Raw genomic sequence first — 20256 nt, 5'->3', positions numbered from 1 at the left:
CCTCAGCCCGCGTCGTTCGGCGGCCAGTTCTGGGTGTTGATCGTGCCTGTCCACAGCAGGAAATCGCTCAGCGCCCGGAATTCCTCGTCCGTCAGTTCGAAGCGGGGCATCTGGCGGCGGCCCTCGATGCCGGTGGGCATGGATTCCATCCAGCCCTTCAGCGTCTCGACGGCGGTTTCGGGATCGTCCTGCACGCCCCAGCGTTTCATGACATTGCCCAGTTCGGGGGCGAAATAGGCGCCCTCGCCCAGCAGGGTATGGCAGTCGATGCAGGCGTTGCGTTCCCAGACATGCTTGCCCTCGACGACCGAAGGGGTAAGCTGGCTTTCATCCACGGCCTTGGTGCGGGCATAGATATGGCTGTGTACGGTTAATGCGCCAAAGATCAGGATGAAGAATATGGACCCGCCGTAGAAGACGTTCCGGGCCATGTTCTTGGTCATGATGTCGCTCATGACGCGGGTCCCCTATTTGTTGTTTCCGATGTGACCTCACTGTCCGGCAAGCGCGAGTCGCTCATTGATGAAAGTCAAGCGAGGCAAAAGCTTGGGGTTTTACCGGGAAATTCCGCCCCCGGCGCGGCGATCGCCAGCTCGATCCGGCAGCCCGGCAAACGCGCCAGCGCGGCGCAGGCGGCCTGGGGCGGCATCAGGCAAAGCGCGGTGGAAAGCCCGTCGGCCATGGCCGCGCTGTCTGCGCTGACCGAGATCGTGTCCCAAAGCGGTGCCGCCCCGCCATCCGGCGACAGGATATGCGGCAGGCCGCGCGGCCCGATCAGCGTGGCGCCGGGCGACGAGGTCGCCAGCGCCCGACCGTCCAGCCGGATGCGGCGATGCTCGTGCCCCGCGGCATCGGCCAGTCCCACGCGCCAGCCCCGCGGTCCCAGCGCCCGGATCTCGCCCGCGTCGATCAGAAGGTCGGTCAGGTCGTGGCGCGCGGCCGCCTCGGCCAGCCGGTCGGCGGCCCAGCCCTGGGCAAGGCCGTTGAAGGTCAGCGCCATGCCGGGGCGGGCCAGCCGCACCTCGGACCGCGACCAGGCGACCGCATCCCAGCCGGCCAGGGCGCGGGCCGCGGCCTCGTCCCCGCCCCGCGCCCGCGCCAGCCACAGCGGCTGCACGGTCGGGTCGAAGGCGCCGCCGGTGGCACGGTGCAGCCGGTCTGACAGGGCCAGCAGTTCCACCATCCCGGCAGCGGGAAAGCGCAGCCGCCCGTCGCGGTTCAGCCGCGCCAAATCGGAATCGCGATGCAGCGAGAACAGGTTTTCGACATGGGCCAGCAGCCGCGCCGCCTCGGCGAAGAAGCCGCGGGCCTGCGCCGGGCTTGCCCCGTGCAGCCGCAGGGCGACATCGGCACCCATGGCGCGGCCCTGCCATTCCTCGGGCGCGGCCTTCGCCATGCCGGGCAGCGCGGCGCAGGCGGTCAGCAGCAGGAAACGGCGGCGGTTCATGGCGCTTCTCCGGTCGGGGCGGCGGCGCTGCGGGCGCGGCGTTTCAGCACCGGGCAGGTGCCGGGGTCGTTCATCACCACCTGGCAGCGCAGGCACAGCACGCATTCGTTCGGGTTGATCCGGCCCAGCGGGTCGATGGCGCCGACGGTGCATTTCGTCTCGCACAGCCGGCATTCGCGGCCGCATTGCGGGCGGCGCTTGAGCCAGTCGAAGATCTTCAGCTTGGCCGGGATCGCCAGCCCCGCCCCCAGCGGGCAGAGATAGCGGCAATAGAACCGCTCGATGAACAGCCCGCCCGCCAGCACCGCAAGCGCGAAGAGCACGAAGGGCCAGGCACGCAGGAAGCGCATCGAGATCGCGGTCTTGAACGGCTCGGCCTCTGCCAGGATCAGCGCCTGCTCCATGCTGTAAAAGCTCAGCGCCACGATGGCGACGAACAGCGTGTACTTGATCACCCAAAGCCGTTCGTGCAGGGCCTGCGGCACGGCGATCTGCCGCACCCCCAGCCGCTGGGCGGCAGCGTTCATCAGCTCTTGCAGCGCGCCGAAGGGGCACAGCCAGCCGCAGAACACGCCGCGGCCCCAGAACAGCAGCCCCAGCGCCACGGCGGACCAGATCAGGAAGATGATCGGCTCGATCAGAAAGGTTTCCCAGCGAAAGCCGGACAGCAGCGCGTTCAGGAAGGCCACCACCTGCACCACCGAAAGCTGGCCGTTCAGCCCCCAGCCCAGCACCACCAGCGTCGTGGCCAGAAAGCCCAGCCGCACACGGCGCCACAGCCGCGGCCGGCGCACCAGCGCCTCTTGCCCGAACAGGATCAGCGCCAGCACGAACAGCATGGCGCCGACCACGGCGATGCCGGGGATCTTTTTCAGCCAGAACTCCTGCCACAGCGGGACGGCGGGGGCGTCGGCGACGGTATAGGCCGCGGGCAGGCGGATGGTGGCGCGGATGGGCAACGCCCCCGCGCCCCCCGCCGCCAGCGGCCGGGTTGCCGTCACCACCAGGTCGAAGGGCCGGCGCGGATCGATGCCGCCAGCAGCCGGGTCGATGTTCAGCCGGAACAGGCTTATTTCCCTGAAGGCCGGCGCGTCGGGCAGCGCCAGCTTCTCGACCATGACGAAATCGCCGTCCTGCGGCTCGATCCGCAGCGCGCCCTGTTCGAAACCGATGCGCTCGAAGCGGCCCGAGCGGCGCCAATCCGCGCCGCGCGGACTGTAAAGCCCGCGCGACAGCACCGCGACCAGCGCCTGGCCGGGTTGCAGGGCGCCCGCGACGGCGGTGAAGTCCCGCGCGCCCAGCAGGTTGCGCCCGACGGTTGGCGGGTCGATCAGCCCGGCATAAAGGTCCAGGAAGGGCGCATCCGAGGGCTCGATGGCCACCTTGGCGTCGGCAAAGGCCCGCGCCGCCTCGGCCATCGAGATCGAGGCATGGCCGAAGGCCCCCTCGGCCAGCAGTTCGGCCCAGGTCGCGGGGCGGTAGCCGACGCGGTCGATGCCGCCGCCGCCCAGCCCCTGCGCCTGGGCCAGCACCCGGCCGCTGCGCAGGATGCCGTCGCGAATCACCCCGGTCGAGACCGTGGCGCGGGAGATCGCGTCCGGCAGCGCCCGGCCCCGTGCTTCGCCCTGCGACAGATCGACGCCGCGAAAGCCGTCCACATAGGCGGCGATATGCGCCTCGGAAATGCCCAGGCTCAGCACCGGCTCGGTCTGGCGCACCAGCCTGGCCCCGGCGATGACCCCTTGCGGCGTGACGGCGACCAGCACGTCCAGCGGCTTGCCGGAATAGCCGGTGGTCGCCGCGATCTCCCAGGTCGAGCCGATCATGCCCAACGCCTGGCCGTCGCGGCTGACGCGCCAGCCCGGCGCCGGGGTTTCGCGGCGGTCCAGCACCACCGGCCCCTCGGCGTCGAACAGCGCCTGGGCCAGCATCGCGTCGGGGGCGGCCGGCGGCTCGGCCCCCGCCGGCAGAATCAGCAGCACCAGCGCCAGCAACGCCGGCAGCAGGCGCCAGGGGGCAAGAGGAAATTTGACCGGCATCGCCATCCGCATCCCAGGGTTTCCCTGCAGATGGCGCGAATGCCGCACCCCGGCCTTAACAATGGTCAAAGCCTTGCGCGCAAATTCCGCACAGGAACGGCGTGAACGCGCGCCAGCAAATAGGAAAGCCAGATGAGACAAAGGACTCCATTCGCCAGACCCGGCCTCCTGGCCTCGGCAGCCCTGGCCCTTGTCCTTGGACCGCTTGCGGCCTCGGCACAGGAACAGGTCGCACCGCCAAAGGATCCAGCCGCCGCGCTGGAGGACCACAAGACGCGCACCGACAATCGCTATGAGCCCTCGCTGGACAACCTTGCGCAGCAGGATGTCGCGGCGCCCGGCGCGCCCGAGGGCGTTTCGGCGCTGTCCGATGCCCAATACAACGAGGCCAACAAGATCTATTTCGAACGCTGCGCCGGCTGCCACGGCGTGTTGCGCAAAGGCGCGACCGGCAAGGCGCTGACCCCTGACCTGACCCGCGATCTGGGCTTTGACTATCTGCAAAGCTTCATCACCTACGGCTCGCCGGCGGGGATGCCGAACTGGGGCACCTCGGGCGAGTTGTCGGCCGAGCAGGTCGACCTGATGGCCAACTACCTGCTTCTGGACCCGGCCGCGCCGCCGGAATTCGGCATGAAGGAGATGCGCGAATCCTGGAAGGTGCATGTCGCGCCGGAAGACCGGCCGACCCAGCAGGAAAACGACTGGGATCTGGAAAACCTGTTCAGCGTCACCCTGCGCGACGCCGGCCAGATCGCGCTGATCGACGGCGCCACCTACGAGATCAAGTCGGTCCTCGACACCGGCTATGCCGTCCATATCAGCCGGCTGTCCGCATCGGGCCGCTACCTGTTCGTGATCGGCCGCGACGGCAAGGTCAACATGATCGACCTGTGGATGAAGGAGCCCACCACCGTTGCCGAGATCAAGATCGGCTCGGAGGCGCGTTCCATCGAGACCTCGAAGATGGAGGGCTGGGAGGACAAATACGCCATCGCCGGGGCCTATTGGCCGCCGCAATACGTCATCATGGACGGCGAGACGCTGGAGCCGAAAAAGATCCAGTCCACGCGCGGCATGACCTATGACGAGCAGGAATATCACCCCGAGCCGCGCGTCGCCGCGATCCTCGCCAGCCATTACCGGCCCGAGTTCATCGTGAACGTCAAGGAAACGGGCAAGATCCTGCTGGTGGACTATACCGACCTCGACAACCTCAAGACCACCGAGATCAGCGCCGAACGCTTCCTGCACGACGGCGGCCTGGACGGCTCGCACCGCTATTTCATCACCGCGGCGAACGCCCGCAACAAGCTGGTGGTGATCGACACCAAGGAAGGCAAGCTGGTCGCGATCGAGGATACCGGCGGCCAGACCCCGCATCCGGGCCGCGGCGCGAACTTCGTCCACCCGACCTTCGGGCCGGTCTGGGCGACCTCGCATATGGGCGACGATTCGGTGGCGCTGATCGGCACCGATCCCGAGGGCCATCCCGACAATGCCTGGAAGATCCTCGACAGCTTCCCGGCGCTGGGGGGCGGCTCGCTGTTCATCAAGACGCACCCGAACTCGCAATATCTCTATGTCGATGCGACCCTGAACCCCGAGGCCGAGATTTCCGGCTCGGTCGCGGTCTTCGACATCAAGGCGATGACGGGCGACGGTTCGGACCCCGAGTTCAAGACCCTGCCCATCGCCGAATGGGCCGGCATCACCGAAGGCCAGCCCCGCGTCGTGCAGGGCGAGTTCAACAAGGACGGCACCGAGGTCTGGTTCAGCGTCTGGAACGGCAAGGACCAGGAATCGGCGCTGGTCGTGGTGGACGACAAGACGCTGGAACTTAAGCACGTCATCAAGGACGAGCGGCTGGTGACGCCCACCGGCAAGTTCAACGTCTACAACACCATGACCGACACCTATTGAGCGGTTACGACCCAGGCGGGGGCGTTCGCGCCCCCGCTCCGGCAGTATTTCAATGGGGTTCGACATGGCCGGCAAGACGGTGACGGGCGGCGCGGCGCCAGGCATGGCCGCGCGCAACTTGAACGACGCGGCAGCGGGCAAGGCGGGACTGGGCAGGGTCGATCTGATCGGCGCCGGTCCGGGCGACCCGGAATTGCTGACGCTGCGGGCGCTGCGGCTTTTGCAGCAGGCGGATGTGGTGGTGCATGACCGGCTGGTCTCGGACGAGGTGATGGCCTGCGTCCCCGCCCATGTCCGGCGCATCCCGGTGGGCAAGGCGGCGGGCTTCCACCCGGTGCCGCAGGATGAGATCAACGCCCTGCTGGTCGAACTGGGCCTCGCCGGCCTGACCGTGGCGCGGCTCAAGGGCGGCGATCCGACCATCTTCGGCCGCGGCGGCGAGGAGTTCGAGGCCGTGATCCGCGCCGGCATCCCCTGCGACTATGTGCCCGGTATCACCGCGGCGCAGGGGGCGGCCGCCTCGGCCCGGTTTCCGCTGACGCATCGCGGGCTCGCGACCGGGCTGCGCCATGTCACCGGCCACCGGGCGCGGGACGCGGCGCTGGACCTCGACTGGGCCTCGCTGGCCGATCCGCAGACCACGCTGGCCGTCTATATGGGCGCGGCGAACATGGCCGAGATCGCGGCCGAGCTGATCGCCCACGGCATGCCCGCCGACCTGCCGGTGCTGGCCGTGTCGCAGGCCAGCACGCCGCAGGAACGGCGACTGCGCGCCACGCTGTCGGGCATCGCCGCCGCCCTGGCGGCCGAGCCGCTGCCGGCGCCGGTGCTGTTCATCGTCGGCCATGTCGCGGCCTTGGCCGAGGATGGCGCCCTGCCGCAGGGGCTTTACCGCCCGGAATGGCGGCTGGTGGCGCATGGCTAGGCTGGCGCTCCTGCTGGCGCTTTTGGCCGGGACCGCGGTTGCGGGACCGCCCGATGCCGCGCGGCAGGACCAGTTGCGCCGTCTGGTGCGGCAGGATTGCGGTTCCTGCCACGGCTTGCGGCTGACCGGCGGGCTGGGCCGGCCGATCACCGCCGGGGCGCTGGCCGGGCGCGACGTCGACGACCTGAGCGGCGTGATCCTGGACGGCATGCCCGGCACCGCCATGCCCGGCTGGCGCCCGCTGCTGACCGAGGACGAGGCGCGCTGGATCGCCGATTACCTTCTGACGACGGAGACGGAATGATGCTCAAGGCAACTCTCGCCGCCCTCCTGCTGATCGCCAGCCCGGCGCTGGCCGACGAGTTGCGCGGCACCGGCGATCTGGGCCTGATCGTCGAGCGCGAGGCCGGCTCGCTGCTGGTCGTGGATCGCAGCGAACGCGCCGCGCTCGGCCGGATCGAGGGGCTGGGCGATCTGTCCCATGCCAGCCTGGTCTATTCCCCCGACGAACGCTTCGCCTATGTCTTCGGCCGCGACGGCGGCTTGACCAAGGTCGACATCCTGACCCGGCAGATGGTCCGCCGCGTGGTGCAGGCCGGCAATTCCATCGGCGGCGCCATCTCGGACGACGGCCGGCTGGTGGCGGTGGCGAATTACGAGCCGGGCGGCGTCAAGGTCTTCGACGCCGAGACGCTGGAACTGGTGGCGGATGTGCCGATGGGCTCCAAGACCGTGGGCATCGCCGATGCGCCGGGCTCGCGCTTCGTCGTCGCGACCTGGGACACGGGTGAGGTCTGGATCCTCGACCATTCCACCGATGCCGCGCAGCCGGCAGTCACCAAGCTGGAGGGCATCGGCGCCAATCCCTATGACGCGCTGCTGACCGGCGACGGGCGGCACTATATCGTCGGGCTGTTCGGCGAAAAGGGGCTGGTGCAGGTCGATCTGTGGCAGGATCCGCCCAAAGTCACGCGCTTCCTGCCCGATTACGGCAAGGACCTGCCGGACCTGCCGGTCTACAAGATGCCGCATCTGCAAGGCTGGACGCTGGCCGAGGGGCTTTTCGCCCTGCCCGCCGTGGGGCTGCACCAACTGCTTTGGGTCGATGCCGCGGACCTGACCGAGATCGCCCGCACCGACCTGGCCGGCCAGCCGGTCTTTGCCCTGGCCCGCCCCGACAAGCGCGAGGTCTGGGTGAACTTCGCCCCGCCCGACAACGACAAGCTGCAAGTGGTCGATGTGCTGACCCACGAGGTTCTGGACACGCTGACCCCCGGCAAGGGCGTCTTGCACATGGAATTCGCCCCGCGCGGGCGCGAGGTCTGGCTGTCGGTCCGCGACGAGGACCGGGTCGAGATCCGCGACACCCGCACCCGCGAGGTGCTGGGCGAGATCGAGGCCCGCGCGCCCTCGGGCATCTTCTTCACCGATCGCGCGCATCGCACGGGGTTATGACATGGATGATCTGGACCTGCGCCTGCTTGACGGTTTCCAGCGCGACCTGCCGCTGGAAACCCGGCCTTTCGCCGCCATCGCCAACCGCCTCAACACCAGCGAGGCCGAGGTGATCGCCCGCCTGGCCCGCCTGCGCGACGAGGGGCTGATCGCCCGCATCGGCGCCACCTGCCGGCCGAACACCGCCGGCGCCTCGACGCTGGCCGCGCTGCGCGTGCCGGTGCGGCGCATCGACAAGGTCGCGGCGCTGGTCGGGGCCGAGCCCGGCGTCAACCATTCCTATCTGCGCGAGGGCAGCGACTGGAACCTGTGGTTCGTCGCCACCGCTCCCGATGCCGAGGCGCTGGAGGAAAGCCTGGTCCGGATCGAGACGGCAACGGGGCTGGTGCCCCTGTCGCTGCCGCTGGTGCGGGCCTTCAACATCGACCTGGGCTTTCCGCTGATCGGCCCGCGCCGCGCCATGGCGCTGGACCGGCCCACCGACCTGGACGTCCTGCGCCCGCGCGACAAGGCGCTGATGCAGGCCTTGACCACCGGGCTGGCGTTGGTGCCGCGCCCCTTCGTGGCGCTGGGGCAGGCGCTCGGCCGCAGCGAGGCCGAGGTGATCTCGCGCATCCGGGCGCTTGCGGCGGCGCGCATCCTGACCCGCGTGGGCGTGATCGTGCGGCATCGTGCGCTTGGCTGGTGCGAAAACGCCATGGTGGTCTGGCGCCTGCCCGAACCGGCGGTCGAGGCGGCCGGAACGGCGCTGGCCGCAGTGCCCGGCGTGACGCTGTGCTATCAGCGCCGCACGGTGCCGGGGCTGTGGAACTGGCCGCTGTTCTGCATGATCCACGCCCGCTCGCGCGCCGAGGCGATGGAGGTGCTGGTCCAGGCCCGCGCCCTGCCCGAACTGCAAGGCGTGCCGCATCGTATCCTGTTCTCGACCCGCTGCTTTCGCCAGCGGGGCGCCGTCATCGCCGAGGTTGCCGCATGAGCCGCCAGACCCTGCCGCCCGAGGCGCTGGACGATACCGACCGCGCCATCCTGAACCGCCTGCAAGAGGGGTTTCCCCTGACCCCCCGCCCCTTCGACGATGCCGGCGCGGCGCTTGGCCTGACCGGCGCCCAGCTGATCGAGCGGCTGGAACGCCTGCGCGCGATCGGCGCCATCACCCGCTTCGGCCCGTTCTACGACGCCGCGGCGATGGGCGGGGCCTTCTGCCTTTGCGCGCTTTCCGCGCCGCAGGCGGATTTCGACCGCATCGCCGCGCTGGTCAACGCCCATCCCGAGGTGGCGCATAACTATGCCCGCGATCATGCGCTGAACATGTGGTTCGTGCTGGCCACCGCCACGCCCGAAGGCATCGCCGAGACCGCCGGGCGCATCGAGGCCGAAACCGGGCTGACCGTCTGGCGCTTTCCCAAGCTGCGGGAGTTCTTCATCGGCTTTCGGGTGGCGGCATGACGGTCCTGGACGATACCGACCGCCGGCTGATCGCCGCCACGCAGGCCGGCCTGCCGCTGGACGAGGCGCCCTATGCCCGGATCGCCGCCGAGCTGGGCTTGACCGAGACGCAGGTCATCACCCGGCTGTCGATCCTGCATGCGCAGGGCGTGATCCGCCGCATCGCCATCGCGCCCAACCACTATGCGCTGGGAATGATCGCCAACGGCATGAGCGTCTGGGACGTGGACGACGCGCAGGCCGAGGCCCTGGGCGAAAGGATCGGCGCGCTGGATTTCGTGACGCATTGCTACCTGCGCCCGCGCGCGCCGGTCTGGCGCTACAACCTGTTCGCCATGCTGCACGGCCAGAGCCGCGCCGAGGTCGAGCAAAAGCGCGCCCAGGTCCGCGCGCTGCTGGGCGCCGCCTGCCGGGCCGACGACATCCTCTATTCCACCCGGATCCTGAAAAAGACCGGCCTGCGCCTGAAGGACGGCTAAGAAAGGCAAAGCCATGTTCCGCCTGACCCAATATATGCACCAGCTTCTGGACCCCTCGCCGCCGCGCCGCCGCAGCCGGCCGGATGCGGTCCGCCCGGTGGTGATCTGGAACCTGACCCGCAGCTGCAACCTGAAATGCCGCCATTGCTATACCGTCTCGGCCGACCGGCCCTTTCCGGGCGAGCTTTCGCATGACCAGGCCATGGCGGTGCTGCGCGACCTGTCGGATTTCCGCATCCCGGCGCTGATCCTGTCGGGGGGCGAGCCGATGTCGCGCTTCGACTTCTGGGAACTGGCCGAGGAGGCACGGCGGCTGGACTTCCGCCACCTGTCGCTGTCCACCAACGGCACCAAGATCGACGCCGGCAACGTGGAGCGGCTGGCCGGGCTGGGCTTCGACTATGTCGGCATCTCGCTCGACGGGATCGGGGCGGTGAACGACTGGTTCCGCGGCGTCGAGGGGGCCTTCGACCAGGCGCTGGCCGGGGTGCGGGCCTGCAAGGCGCAGGGCGTCAAGGTGGGCCTGCGCTTCACCATCACCGAGGGCAATGCCCATCACCTGCCCGCCATGCTGGACCTGTGCCGCGACGAGGGCGTGGACAAGTTCTACCTGTCGCATCTGGTCTATGCCGGGCGCGGCGACAAGCACCGGGGCGAGGATACCGAACATGCCCGCACCCGCCGCGCCATGGACCTGCTGATCGCCCGCGCCTGGCAGGCGGTCGAGCGGGGCGAGCCGCTGGAGGTCGTCACCGGCAACAACGATGCCGATGCGGTCTATTTCCTGCGTTGGGCCGAGACGCGCTTTGCGCCCGCCGCCGTCGCGCATCTGCGCGCGCATCTGCAGGCCTGGGGCGGCAATTCCTCGGGGCTCGGCGTCGGCAATATCGACCCGCAGGGCCGCGTCCATCCCGACACCTATTGGTCGGACTATACCTTGGGCTCGGTCAAGGAACGGCCGTTCTCGGCGATCTGGACCGGGGACGACCCGATCCTGGCCACGCTGCGCACCCGGCCGCGGCCGCTGAAGGGGCGCTGCGGTGCCTGCGCCTATCAGGCGGTCTGCGGCGGCAATACCCGCATCCGGGCGCTGCAACTGACCGGCGACCCCTGGGCCGAGGATCCGGCCTGCTATCTCTCGGGCTCCGAGATCGGCGCCGAGGGCGCCGACCTGGACCGCCTTGCCGTCACGCCTTTCCGGGGAAAAAGCCATGATCCGGCCCATCGCTTTCTTTAGCCTGCTGCTCGCCCTGCCGCTGGCGGTCCATGCCGACCCGGCCGCCGACTATGCCGAGCATTGCGCGTCGTGCCATGGCGAGGACCGGCTGGGCGGCACCGGCCCGGCGCTGATCCCCGAAACCCTGGGCCGGCTGCGCGGCATCGACGCGGTGATCGCCCAGGGCCGGGTCTCGACCCAGATGGAGGGTTTCGCCGACCGGCTGTCGCCCGAGGACATCGCCGCGCTGGTGGGTTACGTCACCACGCCGCTGGAAGACCGCCCCGACTGGGGCACCGACCAGATCGCCGCCAGCCGCGAGATGAATGCCGACTACCAGCCCGCGGAAAAGCCGGTCTTTGCCGCCGATCCGCTGAACATCACCCTGGTGGTCGAGACCGGCGACCATCACGTCAGCGTGCTGGACGGCGACACGTTCGAGGTGCTGGACCGCTTCGCCACCCCCTTCGCCGTGCATGGCGGGCCGAAATTCAGCCCCGACGGGCGCTTCGTCTACATCATGTCGCGCGACGGCTGGGTGCAGAAATACGACATCTGGACGCTGGCCGAGGTCGGCCGCATTCGCGCCGCGCTGAACAGCCGCAACATCGCTATCAGCCCGGACGGCCAGCGCATCGCGGTGGCGAACTACCTGCCGGAAAGCCTGACCATCCTGGATGCCGACCTGAACCCGCTGCGGCTGATCGAGACCGAGGTGGACGGCACCCCCAGCCGGGTCAGTGCCGTCTATCAGGCGCCGCAGCGCGAAAGCTTCGTGCTGGCGCTGAAGGACGCGCCCGAGATCTGGGAGGTCGCGACCGCCGACCTGTCCGTCCGCCGCATCCCCATCGACGAGCCGCTGGACGATTTCTTCTTCTCGCCCGACTATCGCCAGCTGATCGGGGCCAACCGCGACGGCGACAAGGGCGTGGTGATCGACCTGGACGACGGGCACAAGGTGGCGGAACTGCCCCTGCCCGGCATGCCGCATCTGGGCTCGGGCATCACCTGGGAACGGGACGGCCGCCGCGTCATGGCCACCCCGCATCTGGGCGAGGGCGTGCTTTCGGTCATCGACATGCAGGACTGGAGCCTGGTCAAGCAGATCAAGACCGATGGTCCCGGCTTCTTCCTGCGTGGCCATGCCGCCAGCCCCTATGTCTGGGCCGACGTGTTCTTCGGCCCGCACAAGGACGAGATGCATGTGATCGACAAGAACACGCTGGAGATCGTCAAGACGCTGGCGCCCTTTCCGGGCCAGACCTTCGCCCATAGCGAGTTCACCCGCGACGGCAGTCACGTGCTGGTCTCGCTGTGGGAGGACGAGGGCGCGGTCGTGGTCTATGATGCCAGGACGCTGGACGAGGTGAAACGGCTGCCGATGCGCAAGCCTTCGGGGAAATACAATGTCTGGAACAAGATCACCTTCGAGGACGGAACCAGCCACTGACGGCTGGCCGGCCTGGAAACTGGCGCTGCTGTTCTATCCCTTCGCGGCAGCGGCGGTCTGGATCAACCTGTTCATGCTGTCGCTGCTGGCCAGTTGGACCGGCCTGCCGGTGCTGCCGCCCATGCAGGCCGCCGGCGCGGCGGTGGTGCTGGGCGTCCCGGCGGCCTGGGCCTCGGGCCGCTGGATCCGCAGCCTGATGGACCGCGCCCGGCCGCGCGGCTGACCCCTTTCGCCGACCACGAAGGCCCGTCCACGCCACCGGCGCAAGGGCCACGGACAGGTCGCTCCATGTCATAATCAGAAATTATCATGTAAATTAAAACTTATAAATTACAATAATTCCGAAAGCTGCTAGAACCTGTCTCAAGAGGATATGCAGATTCGCAGGAGACGCATGCTGCGGTTGCATGACAGCCATATTCCGCACCCGGTACCTGCGTCGCCCCGGTGACGCGACCCAGCAAAAGGAGAGCTATCATGGACGGAAACGACATCAAGACCACCGGCAAATGCCCGGTGATGCATGGCGGGAACACCGCGATGGGCAGCTCGGTCACGGCCTGGTGGCCCAATGCGCTGAACCTCGACATCCTGCACCAGCACGACAGCAAGACCAACCCGCTGGGCAAGGACTTCAACTATCGCGAAGAACTGAAAAAGCTGGATGTCGAGGCGCTGAAGGCCGACCTGCGCGCGCTGATGACCGACAGCCAGGACTGGTGGCCGGCCGACTGGGGCAGCTATGTCGGCATGTTCGCCCGCACCGCCTGGCACATGGCCGGTTCCTACCGGACCAGCGACGGCCGTGGCGGCGCCAATACCGGCAACCAGCGATTTGCGCCGCTGAACAGCTGGCCGGACAACGTCAACACCGACAAGGGCCGCCGCCTGCTGTGGCCGATCAAGAAGAAATACGGCAACAAGGTCTCCTGGGCCGACCTGATCGTGCTGGCCGGCACCGTCGCCTATGAGGTCGCGGGCCTCAAGACCTATGGCTTCGCCTTCGGCCGCGAAGATATCTGGCACCCCGAAAAGGACACTTATTGGGGCGAGGAAAAGGAATGGCTGGCCCCCAGCGACAGCCGTTATGACGACGTGACCAAGGCCGAGACGCTGGCCAACCCGCTGGCCGCCGTGCAGATGGGCCTGATCTACGTCAACCCCGAGGGGGTGAACGGCCGGTCGGACCCGCAGGCCACCGCCTACCAGATGCGCGAGACCTTCGCCCGCATGGGCATGAACGATGAGGAAACCGTGGCGCTGACCGCCGGCGGCCACACCATCGGAAAGTGCCACGGCAACGGCAATGTCGCCGACCTCAGCCCCGATCCCGAGGCCGCCGAGCCGGAGTTCCAGGGCCTGGGCTGGATGAACACCAAGGGCCGTGGCATCGGGCGCAACACCATGGTCTCGGGCCTGGAAGGCGCCTGGACGACCAACCCGACGCAATGGGACAACGGCTTCTTCCAGATGCTGTTCAAGCATGAATGGACGCTGACCCACAGCCCGGCGGGCGCCTCGCAATGGGAACCGATCAGCATTGCCGACGAGGACAAGCCGGTCGATGTCGAGGATCCCTCGATCCGCCACATGCCGATGATGACCGATGCCGACATGGCGCTGAAAGTGGACCCGATCTATCGCGAGATCTCGCTGCGCTTCATGAACGATTTCGAGGCGTTCAGCGACGCCTTCGCCCGCGCCTGGTTCAAGCTGACCCATCGCGACATGGGGCCGAAGGCGCGCTATATCGGCCCCGAAGCCCCGACCGAAGACCTGATCTGGCAGGATCCGGTTCCGGCCGGCAACCGCGACTGGAACATCGCCGGGCTCAAGGCGCGCATCGCCGAAAGCGGGCTGACGGTAGCCGAGATGGTGGCGACCGCCTGGGATTCGGCGCGCACCTTCCGCGGCTCGGACATGCGCGGCGGCGCCAATGGCGCGCGCATCCGCCTGGCCCCGCAAAAGGACTGGGAAGGCAATGAACCCGCCCGGCTGCAAAAGGTGCTTTCGGTGCTGGAGCCGCTGGCAGCCGAGTTCGGCGCCAGCGTCGCCGACACCATCGTCCTGGCCGGCAATGTCGGCGTGGAACTGGCGGCCAAGGCGGCGGGCTATGACGTCGAGGTGCCCTTCTCGCCCGGCCGCGGCGACGCCACGGACGCGATTACCGATGCCGACAGCTTCGCGGTGCTGGAGCCGATCCATGACGGCTATCGCAACTGGCTGAAAAAGGACTATGCCGTCGCCCCCGAGGAACTGATGCTGGACCGCACTCAGCTGATGGGCCTGACCGCACCCGAGATGGTGGTCCTGGTCGGCGGCATGCGGGCGATGGGCACCAACCATGGCGGCAGCAAGCACGGCGTCTTCACCGACCGCGAGGGCGCGCTGACCACGGATTTCTTCGTGAACCTGACCGACATGGCCAATACCTGGGCCAAGGCCGGCGACCATTACGAGATCCGCGACCGCAAGACCGGCGCGGTGAAATGGACGGCGACCCGGCTGGATCTGGTGTTCGGCTCGAACTCGATCCTGCGCTCCTATGCCGAGGTCTATGCCCAGGACGACAATGGCGGCAAGTTCGTCGCGGATTTCGTCGCCGCCTGGGCGAAGGTGATGGAGGCCGACCGCTTCGATCTGCGGTCGTAATCCGTTCCTGCCCCTGGACGGCGCCCGGCGACGCTTGCCCGGGGGATTGGTAGTGGTAACGATTGCAGCCCCAGGAGCCATCGGTTCCTGGGGATTTTTCATGCCGCGATCGGTGCGGCCCCCACGCCCGCCCGACCCGGTCCACCCGGAGCCGGGGATCATGCGGGCTGGCCGGCCGGCCCTTCACTGTCGGGCCTGACTCTGCGATCTCGGCGCTGCCGGAAAGCTTGCGGGGGGTATTTGCAGAACGAAGAAGACGCGGGCCGGGCGGCTTCATCGGCCCGCCGCTTGCGCTGGCCATGCATACCGTCGCAGGGCGCGGAGCGCGGCTTGCGCCTAGAGAAAGCTCTGCGGGTCGATGTCCACCGCCAGCCGCAGATTGGTCGGCGGCTTGGGCGCCGCCTGCAACCATTGCGAAATCGCGCCCTGCACCGGCGCCTGCCGCGGCGCCCGGATCAGCATCCGCACCCGGTAGCGCGCGCGGATGCGGGCGATGGGTGCCGGCGCCGGGCCGAACAGCTCGGCGCCGATGGCGCGCAGCGGCTCGGCGCGGCGGGCCAGTTCGCGGGCATAGTCCTCGACCACCGGCTGGTCGGGATGCGACAGGATGATCCCGGCCAGCCGGCCGAAGGGCGGCATCCCCGCCGCCTGCCGCGCCGCCGCCTCGGCATCCCAGAACGCCTCGTCCTCGCCCGACAGGATGGCGCGGATCACCGGATGCTCGGGCTGATGGGTCTGCAGAAGCGCCAGCCCCCGCGCATCGCCACCCTCGCGCCCGGCCCGGCCGGCGACCTGCCGCATCAGCTGGAAGCTGCGCTCGGCCGCGCGCAGGTCGGCGCCCTGCAGGCCCAGGTCGGCGTCGATCACGCCGACCAGCGTCAGGCGTGGGAAGTTGTGGCCCTTGGCGACGATCTGCGTGCCGATGATGATATCGGTGCCGCCGGCGCCGATCTCGGCGATCGCCTCCTTCAGCGCCCGGGCCGAATGGAACAGGTCCGAGGACAGCACCGTCGCCTTCGCCTCGGGGAAACGCTCGGCCACTTCCTCGGCCAGCCGTTCCACCCCCGGCCCGATGGCGGTCATCTTGCCCTCGACGCCGCAGGCGGGACAGGCAGTCGGGATCGGCCTGGTCGCGCCGCATTGGTGGCAGACCAGGCGGTTCTGGAAGCGATGCTCGACCATGCGGGCGTCGCAATGGTCGCAGCCGATCTGCTGGCCGCAGGCGCGGCAGGCGGTGATCGGCGCATAGCCGCGCCGGTTCAAAAACAGCAGCGACTGCTCGCCGCGTTCCTTGCGCAGCGCGATCTCGGCGGCAAGCCGGGGGCTGATCCAGCGGCCCTTCTCCATCTCCTGCTGGCGCAGGTCGATGGTGCCCATCTCGGGCAGGTCCGCCGTGCCATAGCGGGCGCGCAGGTCGAGGCGGCGATATTTCCCCGAGGCCGCGTTCACCCAGCTTTCGACCGAAGGCGTGGCCGAGGCCAGCACCACCTGCGCGGCCTCGATGCTGGCGCGCAGCACCGCCATGTCGCGGGCGCTGTAATAGACCGCATCCTCCTGCTTGTAGCTGGAATCGTGTTCCTCATCGACGACGATCAGACCCAGATCGGCAAAGGGCAGGAACAGCGCCGAACGCGCGCCCACCACCAGCCCGACATGATGCATGGCCGCCATGGTCCACAGCCGCCGCCGCTCGCTGCGGGTGATGCCCGAATGCCATTCCCCGGGCCGGGCGCCGAAGCGCGCCTCGACCCGGTCGAGGAACTCGGCCGAAAGCGCGATCTCGGGCAGCAGCACCAGCGCCTGCCGGCCCTGGCGCAGGCATTCCGCGACCGCCTCGAGGTAAACCTCGGTCTTGCCCGAGCCGGTGACGCCGCGCAGCAGCGTGGTGCCATAGCCGCGGGTCTTCAGCGCCGCGCGCAGGGTCTCGGCGGCCTCGGCCTGGTCCTCGGCCAGCGGCTTGCCCGGCAGGCCGGGATCCAGCTTCGGATAGGGCACGTCGCGCGGCGCCAGCACCTCGGCCAGCGCGCCGGCCTTGACCAGCCCCTGCACCACCGACGCGCTGACCCCGGCCAACTGCGCCAGCTCGCCCGGCGCGAAGCCGGCGCCGCCGTGATCCTCGATCACCCGCAGCACGGCGGCGCGGGCATCGGTCATGCGCGCGGGCTCCGGCCCGGCGCGATGGATGATGCGCCGGGCCGAGGGCGGCTGGTCCAGGTCCGGCGCCCGCGTCGCCATGCGCAAAAGCGAGGGCAGCGGCGTCAGCGTGTATTCGCCCATGCGGGCCAGGAATTCGATCATCCCCGGCGCCAGCGGCGGCGCGTCGATCAGCCGCGCTACCGGCCGCAGCTTGGCCGCGTCGAAATCGCCGATCCCCGGCCCCCAGACCGCGCCCATCACCCGGCGCGGGCCCAGCGGCACCACGACCAGCTGGCCCAGCCGCACGCCGCCCTCGGGCGCGAGATAGTCGAGGATGCCGACCACCTCCTGCGTCAGCACCGCGATGCGCGCGCCATGGGGATAGAAGAGCGGCGGGGACATCTCAGGCCGGCAGCGCCGCCCAGCCGATCAGCAGCAGCAGCGGCCAGTTTCCGACCAGGAACGGACCGGCGGCCAGGGCCGGCAACAGGGCGACGAGATCGGGCTGAAGGGCTTCCAAGTGCATTCCTCCTGCGGCAGCGGCGGATAAGCGTGATCCAAAAGGTCCGCCACTAGTGGCATGTCGGCGCCCTGCCCCGCAAGCCGGGCCCGCAAGCCGCGCAGGCCGGACTTCACGCGCCGGCTGTTATGCGCTAAACCCACGGCAAAACCGCAAGAAGGGCTCCCTCCCATGAAATTCTTTGTCGATACCGCCGACGTCGCCGCGATCCGCGAATTGAACGACCTTGGCATGGTGGACGGCGTCACCACCAACCCGTCGCTGATCCTGAAATCGGGCCGCGACATCCTGGAAGTCACCAAGGAGATCTGCGACATCGTCGAGGGCCCGGTCAGCGCCGAGGTCGTCGCCCTGAAGGCCGAGGACATGATCCGCGAGGGCGAGCACCTGGTGAAGATCGCCCCGAACATCACCGTCAAGGTGCCGCTGACCTGGGACGGGCTGAAAGCCTGCAAGGCGCTGTCCTCGCAGGGCCACAAGGTGAACGTGACGCTGTGCTTCTCGGCCGCGCAGGCGATCCTGGCCGCCAAGGCCGGCGCCACCTTCATCAGCCCCTTCATCGGCCGGCTCGACGACATCAACTTCGACGGCATGGAACTGATCGCCCAGATCCGCGAGATCTATGACAATTACGACTTCCAGACCCAGATCCTGGCCGCCTCGATCCGCTCGGTGAACCACATCACCGACGCCGCCCGCATCGGCGCCGACGTCATCACCGCCCCGCCCGCGGTCATCAAGGCGATGGCGAATCACGTGCTGACCGACAAGGGGCTGGAGCAGTTCACCGCCGACTGGGCCAAGACCGGGCAGAAGATCGTCTGATGACCGAGCAGACCGCGGCCGAACTGACCGAGGAGATCCGCGCCCGGCTGCTGGCACAGCCCGAGCTGATCCTCGCGGATCGCGACCTGATGCGCGCGCTAATCGGCGCGCGCGAGGCCGAGGTGGGCGAGAACGTCATCGACATCCGCGGCCGCGCCATGCAGGCGCTGGAATCGCGGCTCGACCGGCTCGAGGCGGCGCATGAATCGGTGATCTCGGCCGCCTATGACAACCAGTCGGGGATGAACACCATCCACCGCGCCGTGCTGTCGCTGCTGGAACCGACGGATTTCGAGGAGTTCCTGGAAAACCTCGACATCGCCGTGGCGCCGATCCTGCGGGTGGAAACCCTGCGGCTGGTGATGGAATCGGGCGGCGAGATCCCGGCGCCCGAGGCCAGCGGCCCGCTGGTGATCGCGCCCTCCGGCACGGTGGCCCGGCTGATCTCGGGCGGGCGGCGGATGCCGCGCGGCGACGACATCGTGCTGCGCCGCGTGGCGCGCGAGACCTTGCCCTTCCATGGCGAGGCCCGCGCGCCGATCCGCTCCGAGGCGCTGCTGCCCATCGATCTCGGCCCCGGCCGCTTCCCGGCGCTCTTGCTGATGGGCTCGGCCGATCTGGGGCGCTTCAACCCGGCCCAGGGCACGGATCTTCTGCGCTTCTTCGGCCAGGCATTCCGGCTGGTGCTGATCTCCTGGCTCAGGACATGACCGGCGGGGCCAAGCCCCTGGCGCTGGCCCCGGCCATGGCCGAGAACCTCGCGCGCTGGCTCGACAGCGAGCGCGCGACCCGCGACCGTTCCGACCACACCATCCGCGCCTATCAGGCCGACCTTCTGGCCTTCCTGGCCTTCCTCGGCGGCTATCACGGCACGCCCGCCCTGCCGGCGACGCTGGCCGGGCTGACGCAATCCGACATGCGGGCCTTTGCCGCCGCCGAGCGCGGCCGCGGGCTTTCGCCCCGCTCGCTGGCGCGCAGGCTTTCGGCGACGCGCAGCTTCATCCGCTGGATGTCGGACCGCCACGGCTTCGACGCCTCCAGGGCGCTGGCCTCGCGCAGCCCGAAATTCACCCGCTCGCTGCCGCGGCCGCTGGCGCCGGACCAGGCGCAGGCGGTGCTGGACATCGCCGCCAGCGCCCATCCCGAGGCCTGGATCGCCGCCCGCGACGCGGCGGTGCTGACGCTGCTCTGGGGCTGCGGGCTGCGCATCTCCGAGGCGCTGGGGCTCGACGGCGCCGACTGGCCGCTGCGCGAGGTGCTGACACTCCGCGGCAAGGGCGGCAAGGAACGCCAGGTGCCGGTCCTGCCCATCGCGCGCAAGGCCATCGCCGATTACCTGCGCCTGTGCCCTTATCCGCTGGAGGCCAAGGCGCCGCTGTTTCGCGGCGCCCGCGGCGGCCGGCTCAGCCCCACGCTGGTCGCGTCCGCGATGCGCCAGGCGCGCCAGGTGCTGGGCCTGCCGCCGACGGCAACGCCGCATGCGCTGCGCCACTCCTTCGCCACGCATCTGCTGGCGGCGGGGGGCGACCTGCGCACGATCCAGGAGCTGCTGGGCCATGCCAGCCTGTCCACGACCCAGGTCTATACCGGCGTGGACGACGCCCACCTGATGGCGGTCTATCGCGCCGCCCATCCCCGCGCCTGAGCGGTTTCGCCCTTTCCCAAATACCCAACCGGCCGGGCGACCGGCAGAGGCCGCGCCCGGCCTTTCGCCAGAACTTCTTCGTTCCGCAAATACCCATG

The 20256-nt window shown here is 69.1% G+C and carries 18 protein-coding genes; 14 read left to right on the top strand and 4 right to left on the bottom strand.

The genetic code is table 11. From position 1 onward, the window contains the following. Window positions 1–2: 2 nt before the first annotated feature. The 3 genes from ESD82_RS11835 to ESD82_RS11825 all read right to left on the bottom strand — a co-directional run bounded on the left by ESD82_RS11835 (window position 3) and on the right by ESD82_RS11825 (window position 3492). Window positions 3–455 (bottom strand): c-type cytochrome, encoded by a 453-nt coding sequence (locus tag ESD82_RS11835; RefSeq protein ID WP_024843006.1) that lies wholly within the window; start codon window positions 453–455, stop codon window positions 3–5. A 74-nt stretch (window positions 456–529) separates the two neighbouring features. Next, the gene (locus ESD82_RS11830) at window positions 530–1447 is read right to left on the bottom strand and encodes an FAD:protein FMN transferase (protein ID WP_024843007.1); all 918 of its coding nucleotides are present in this window, start codon (window positions 1445–1447) and stop codon (window positions 530–532) included. Further along, window positions 1444–3492 carry a NosR/NirI family protein gene (locus ESD82_RS11825; protein WP_024843008.1) on the bottom strand — a complete coding sequence of 683 codons (2049 nt, stop codon included), beginning with the start codon at window positions 3490–3492 and terminating at the stop codon, window positions 1444–1446. The genes ESD82_RS11830 and ESD82_RS11825 overlap by 4 nt, the downstream gene beginning before the upstream one ends. Window positions 3493–3618: 126 nt before the next feature. On the opposite strand from ESD82_RS11825, the gene ESD82_RS11820 reads away from it, so the two are divergent. The 11 genes from ESD82_RS11820 (at window position 3619) to katG (ending at window position 15032) form a co-directional block, all read left to right on the top strand. Then, window positions 3619–5409: a nitrite reductase gene (locus ESD82_RS11820; protein ID WP_024843009.1), complete on the top strand. Its 1791-nt coding sequence runs from the start codon at window positions 3619–3621 to the stop codon at window positions 5407–5409. A gap of 64 nt (window positions 5410–5473) precedes the next feature. After that, window positions 5474–6334, top strand: coding sequence for a uroporphyrinogen-III C-methyltransferase (cobA, locus tag ESD82_RS11815; RefSeq protein WP_024843010.1), 861 nt, complete (start codon window positions 5474–5476; stop codon window positions 6332–6334). After that, complete coding sequence (locus tag ESD82_RS11810) at window positions 6327–6638, top strand: c-type cytochrome (protein WP_147428222.1); 312 nt, start codon at window positions 6327–6329, stop codon at window positions 6636–6638. Before cobA ends, ESD82_RS11810 begins: the two co-directional genes overlap by 8 nt. Then, complete coding sequence (locus tag ESD82_RS11805) at window positions 6635–7789, top strand: cytochrome D1 domain-containing protein (protein ID WP_024843012.1); 1155 nt, start codon at window positions 6635–6637, stop codon at window positions 7787–7789. The genes ESD82_RS11810 and ESD82_RS11805 overlap by 4 nt, the downstream gene beginning before the upstream one ends. A gap of 1 nt (window position 7790) precedes the next feature. After that, window positions 7791–8765: a siroheme decarboxylase subunit beta gene (ahbB, locus tag ESD82_RS11800; RefSeq protein ID WP_147428223.1), complete on the top strand. Its 975-nt coding sequence runs from the start codon at window positions 7791–7793 to the stop codon at window positions 8763–8765. Continuing rightward, window positions 8762–9235 (top strand): Lrp/AsnC family transcriptional regulator, encoded by a 474-nt coding sequence (locus tag ESD82_RS11795; RefSeq protein ID WP_024843014.1) that lies wholly within the window; start codon window positions 8762–8764, stop codon window positions 9233–9235. The genes ahbB (ESD82_RS11800) and ESD82_RS11795 overlap by 4 nt, the downstream gene beginning before the upstream one ends. Next, a complete protein-coding gene (gene ahbB, locus ESD82_RS11790) occupies window positions 9232–9714 on the top strand; it encodes a siroheme decarboxylase subunit beta (RefSeq protein ID WP_024843015.1) in 483 nt (160 codons plus the stop codon). The genes ESD82_RS11795 and ahbB (ESD82_RS11790) overlap by 4 nt, the downstream gene beginning before the upstream one ends. Window positions 9715–9727: 13 nt before the next feature. Continuing rightward, on the top strand, window positions 9728–10951 hold the full coding sequence (nirJ, locus tag ESD82_RS11785; protein WP_024843016.1) for a heme d1 biosynthesis radical SAM protein NirJ: 1224 nt from the start codon (window positions 9728–9730) through the stop codon (window positions 10949–10951). Next, on the top strand, window positions 10926–12380 hold the full coding sequence (locus ESD82_RS11780; protein WP_024843017.1) for a nitrite reductase: 1455 nt from the start codon (window positions 10926–10928) through the stop codon (window positions 12378–12380). Before nirJ ends, ESD82_RS11780 begins: the two co-directional genes overlap by 26 nt. Continuing rightward, the gene (locus tag ESD82_RS11775; RefSeq protein ID WP_024843018.1) at window positions 12337–12603 is read left to right on the top strand and encodes a hypothetical protein; all 267 of its coding nucleotides are present in this window, start codon (window positions 12337–12339) and stop codon (window positions 12601–12603) included. Before ESD82_RS11780 ends, ESD82_RS11775 begins: the two co-directional genes overlap by 44 nt. A gap of 254 nt (window positions 12604–12857) precedes the next feature. Continuing rightward, complete coding sequence (gene katG, locus ESD82_RS11770) at window positions 12858–15032, top strand: catalase/peroxidase HPI (RefSeq protein ID WP_024843019.1); 2175 nt, start codon at window positions 12858–12860, stop codon at window positions 15030–15032. Between the two features lie 336 nt (window positions 15033–15368). Here the strand turns inward: katG and ESD82_RS11765 are convergent, their stop codons facing one another. Next, on the bottom strand, window positions 15369–17570 hold the full coding sequence (locus ESD82_RS11765; RefSeq protein ID WP_147428224.1) for a primosomal protein N': 2202 nt from the start codon (window positions 17568–17570) through the stop codon (window positions 15369–15371). Window positions 17571–17859: 289 nt separating this feature from the next. Between ESD82_RS11765 and fsa the strand changes: the two genes are divergently transcribed. From fsa to ESD82_RS11750, 3 genes are read left to right on the top strand one after another with little or no spacing between them, the layout of a single operon-like run. Continuing rightward, complete coding sequence (gene fsa, locus ESD82_RS11760; RefSeq protein WP_024843021.1) at window positions 17860–18513, top strand: fructose-6-phosphate aldolase; 654 nt, start codon at window positions 17860–17862, stop codon at window positions 18511–18513. Next, complete coding sequence (locus ESD82_RS11755) at window positions 18513–19223, top strand: DUF484 family protein (protein WP_024843022.1); 711 nt, start codon at window positions 18513–18515, stop codon at window positions 19221–19223. Before fsa ends, ESD82_RS11755 begins: the two co-directional genes overlap by 1 nt. Then, window positions 19220–20158 (top strand): tyrosine recombinase XerC, encoded by a 939-nt coding sequence (locus ESD82_RS11750; RefSeq protein WP_024843023.1) that lies wholly within the window; start codon window positions 19220–19222, stop codon window positions 20156–20158. The genes ESD82_RS11755 and ESD82_RS11750 overlap by 4 nt, the downstream gene beginning before the upstream one ends. Window positions 20159–20256: the final 98 nt, after the last annotated feature.

The sequence above is a fragment of the Paracoccus pantotrophus genome, from assembly GCF_008824185.1.
In the GTDB taxonomy this organism is placed as follows: domain Bacteria; phylum Pseudomonadota; class Alphaproteobacteria; order Rhodobacterales; family Rhodobacteraceae; genus Paracoccus; species Paracoccus pantotrophus.
This window is presented reverse-complemented; position numbering and strand designations above follow the sequence as displayed.

Bases quoted from the DNA above. Each gene is read 5' to 3' on its own strand.
- fsa (WP_024843021.1), top strand. From the start codon at position 17,860: ATGAAATTCTTTGTCGATACCGCCGACGTCGCCGCGATCCGCGAATTG.
- ESD82_RS11825 (WP_024843008.1), bottom strand. From the start codon at position 3,492: ATGGCGATGCCGGTCAAATTTCCTCTTGCCCCCTGGCGCCTGCTGCCG.
- katG (WP_024843019.1), top strand. From the start codon at position 12,858: ATGGACGGAAACGACATCAAGACCACCGGCAAATGCCCGGTGATGCAT.
- ESD82_RS11795 (WP_024843014.1), top strand. From the start codon at position 8,762: ATGAGCCGCCAGACCCTGCCGCCCGAGGCGCTGGACGATACCGACCGC.
- nirJ (WP_024843016.1), top strand. From the start codon at position 9,728: ATGTTCCGCCTGACCCAATATATGCACCAGCTTCTGGACCCCTCGCCG.
- ESD82_RS11835 (WP_024843006.1), bottom strand. From the start codon at position 455: ATGAGCGACATCATGACCAAGAACATGGCCCGGAACGTCTTCTACGGC.
- ESD82_RS11755 (WP_024843022.1), top strand. From the start codon at position 18,513: ATGACCGAGCAGACCGCGGCCGAACTGACCGAGGAGATCCGCGCCCGG.
- ESD82_RS11810 (WP_147428222.1), top strand. From the start codon at position 6,327: ATGGCTAGGCTGGCGCTCCTGCTGGCGCTTTTGGCCGGGACCGCGGTT.
- ahbB (WP_147428223.1), top strand. From the start codon at position 7,791: ATGGATGATCTGGACCTGCGCCTGCTTGACGGTTTCCAGCGCGACCTG.
- ESD82_RS11805 (WP_024843012.1), top strand. From the start codon at position 6,635: ATGATGCTCAAGGCAACTCTCGCCGCCCTCCTGCTGATCGCCAGCCCG.
- ESD82_RS11750 (WP_024843023.1), top strand. From the start codon at position 19,220: ATGACCGGCGGGGCCAAGCCCCTGGCGCTGGCCCCGGCCATGGCCGAG.
- ESD82_RS11780 (WP_024843017.1), top strand. From the start codon at position 10,926: ATGATCCGGCCCATCGCTTTCTTTAGCCTGCTGCTCGCCCTGCCGCTG.
- ESD82_RS11830 (WP_024843007.1), bottom strand. From the start codon at position 1,447: ATGAACCGCCGCCGTTTCCTGCTGCTGACCGCCTGCGCCGCGCTGCCC.
- ESD82_RS11820 (WP_024843009.1), top strand. From the start codon at position 3,619: ATGAGACAAAGGACTCCATTCGCCAGACCCGGCCTCCTGGCCTCGGCA.
- ESD82_RS11775 (WP_024843018.1), top strand. From the start codon at position 12,337: ATGTCTGGAACAAGATCACCTTCGAGGACGGAACCAGCCACTGACGGC.
- ahbB (WP_024843015.1), top strand. From the start codon at position 9,232: ATGACGGTCCTGGACGATACCGACCGCCGGCTGATCGCCGCCACGCAG.
- cobA (WP_024843010.1), top strand. From the start codon at position 5,474: ATGGCCGGCAAGACGGTGACGGGCGGCGCGGCGCCAGGCATGGCCGCG.
- ESD82_RS11765 (WP_147428224.1), bottom strand. From the start codon at position 17,570: ATGTCCCCGCCGCTCTTCTATCCCCATGGCGCGCGCATCGCGGTGCTG.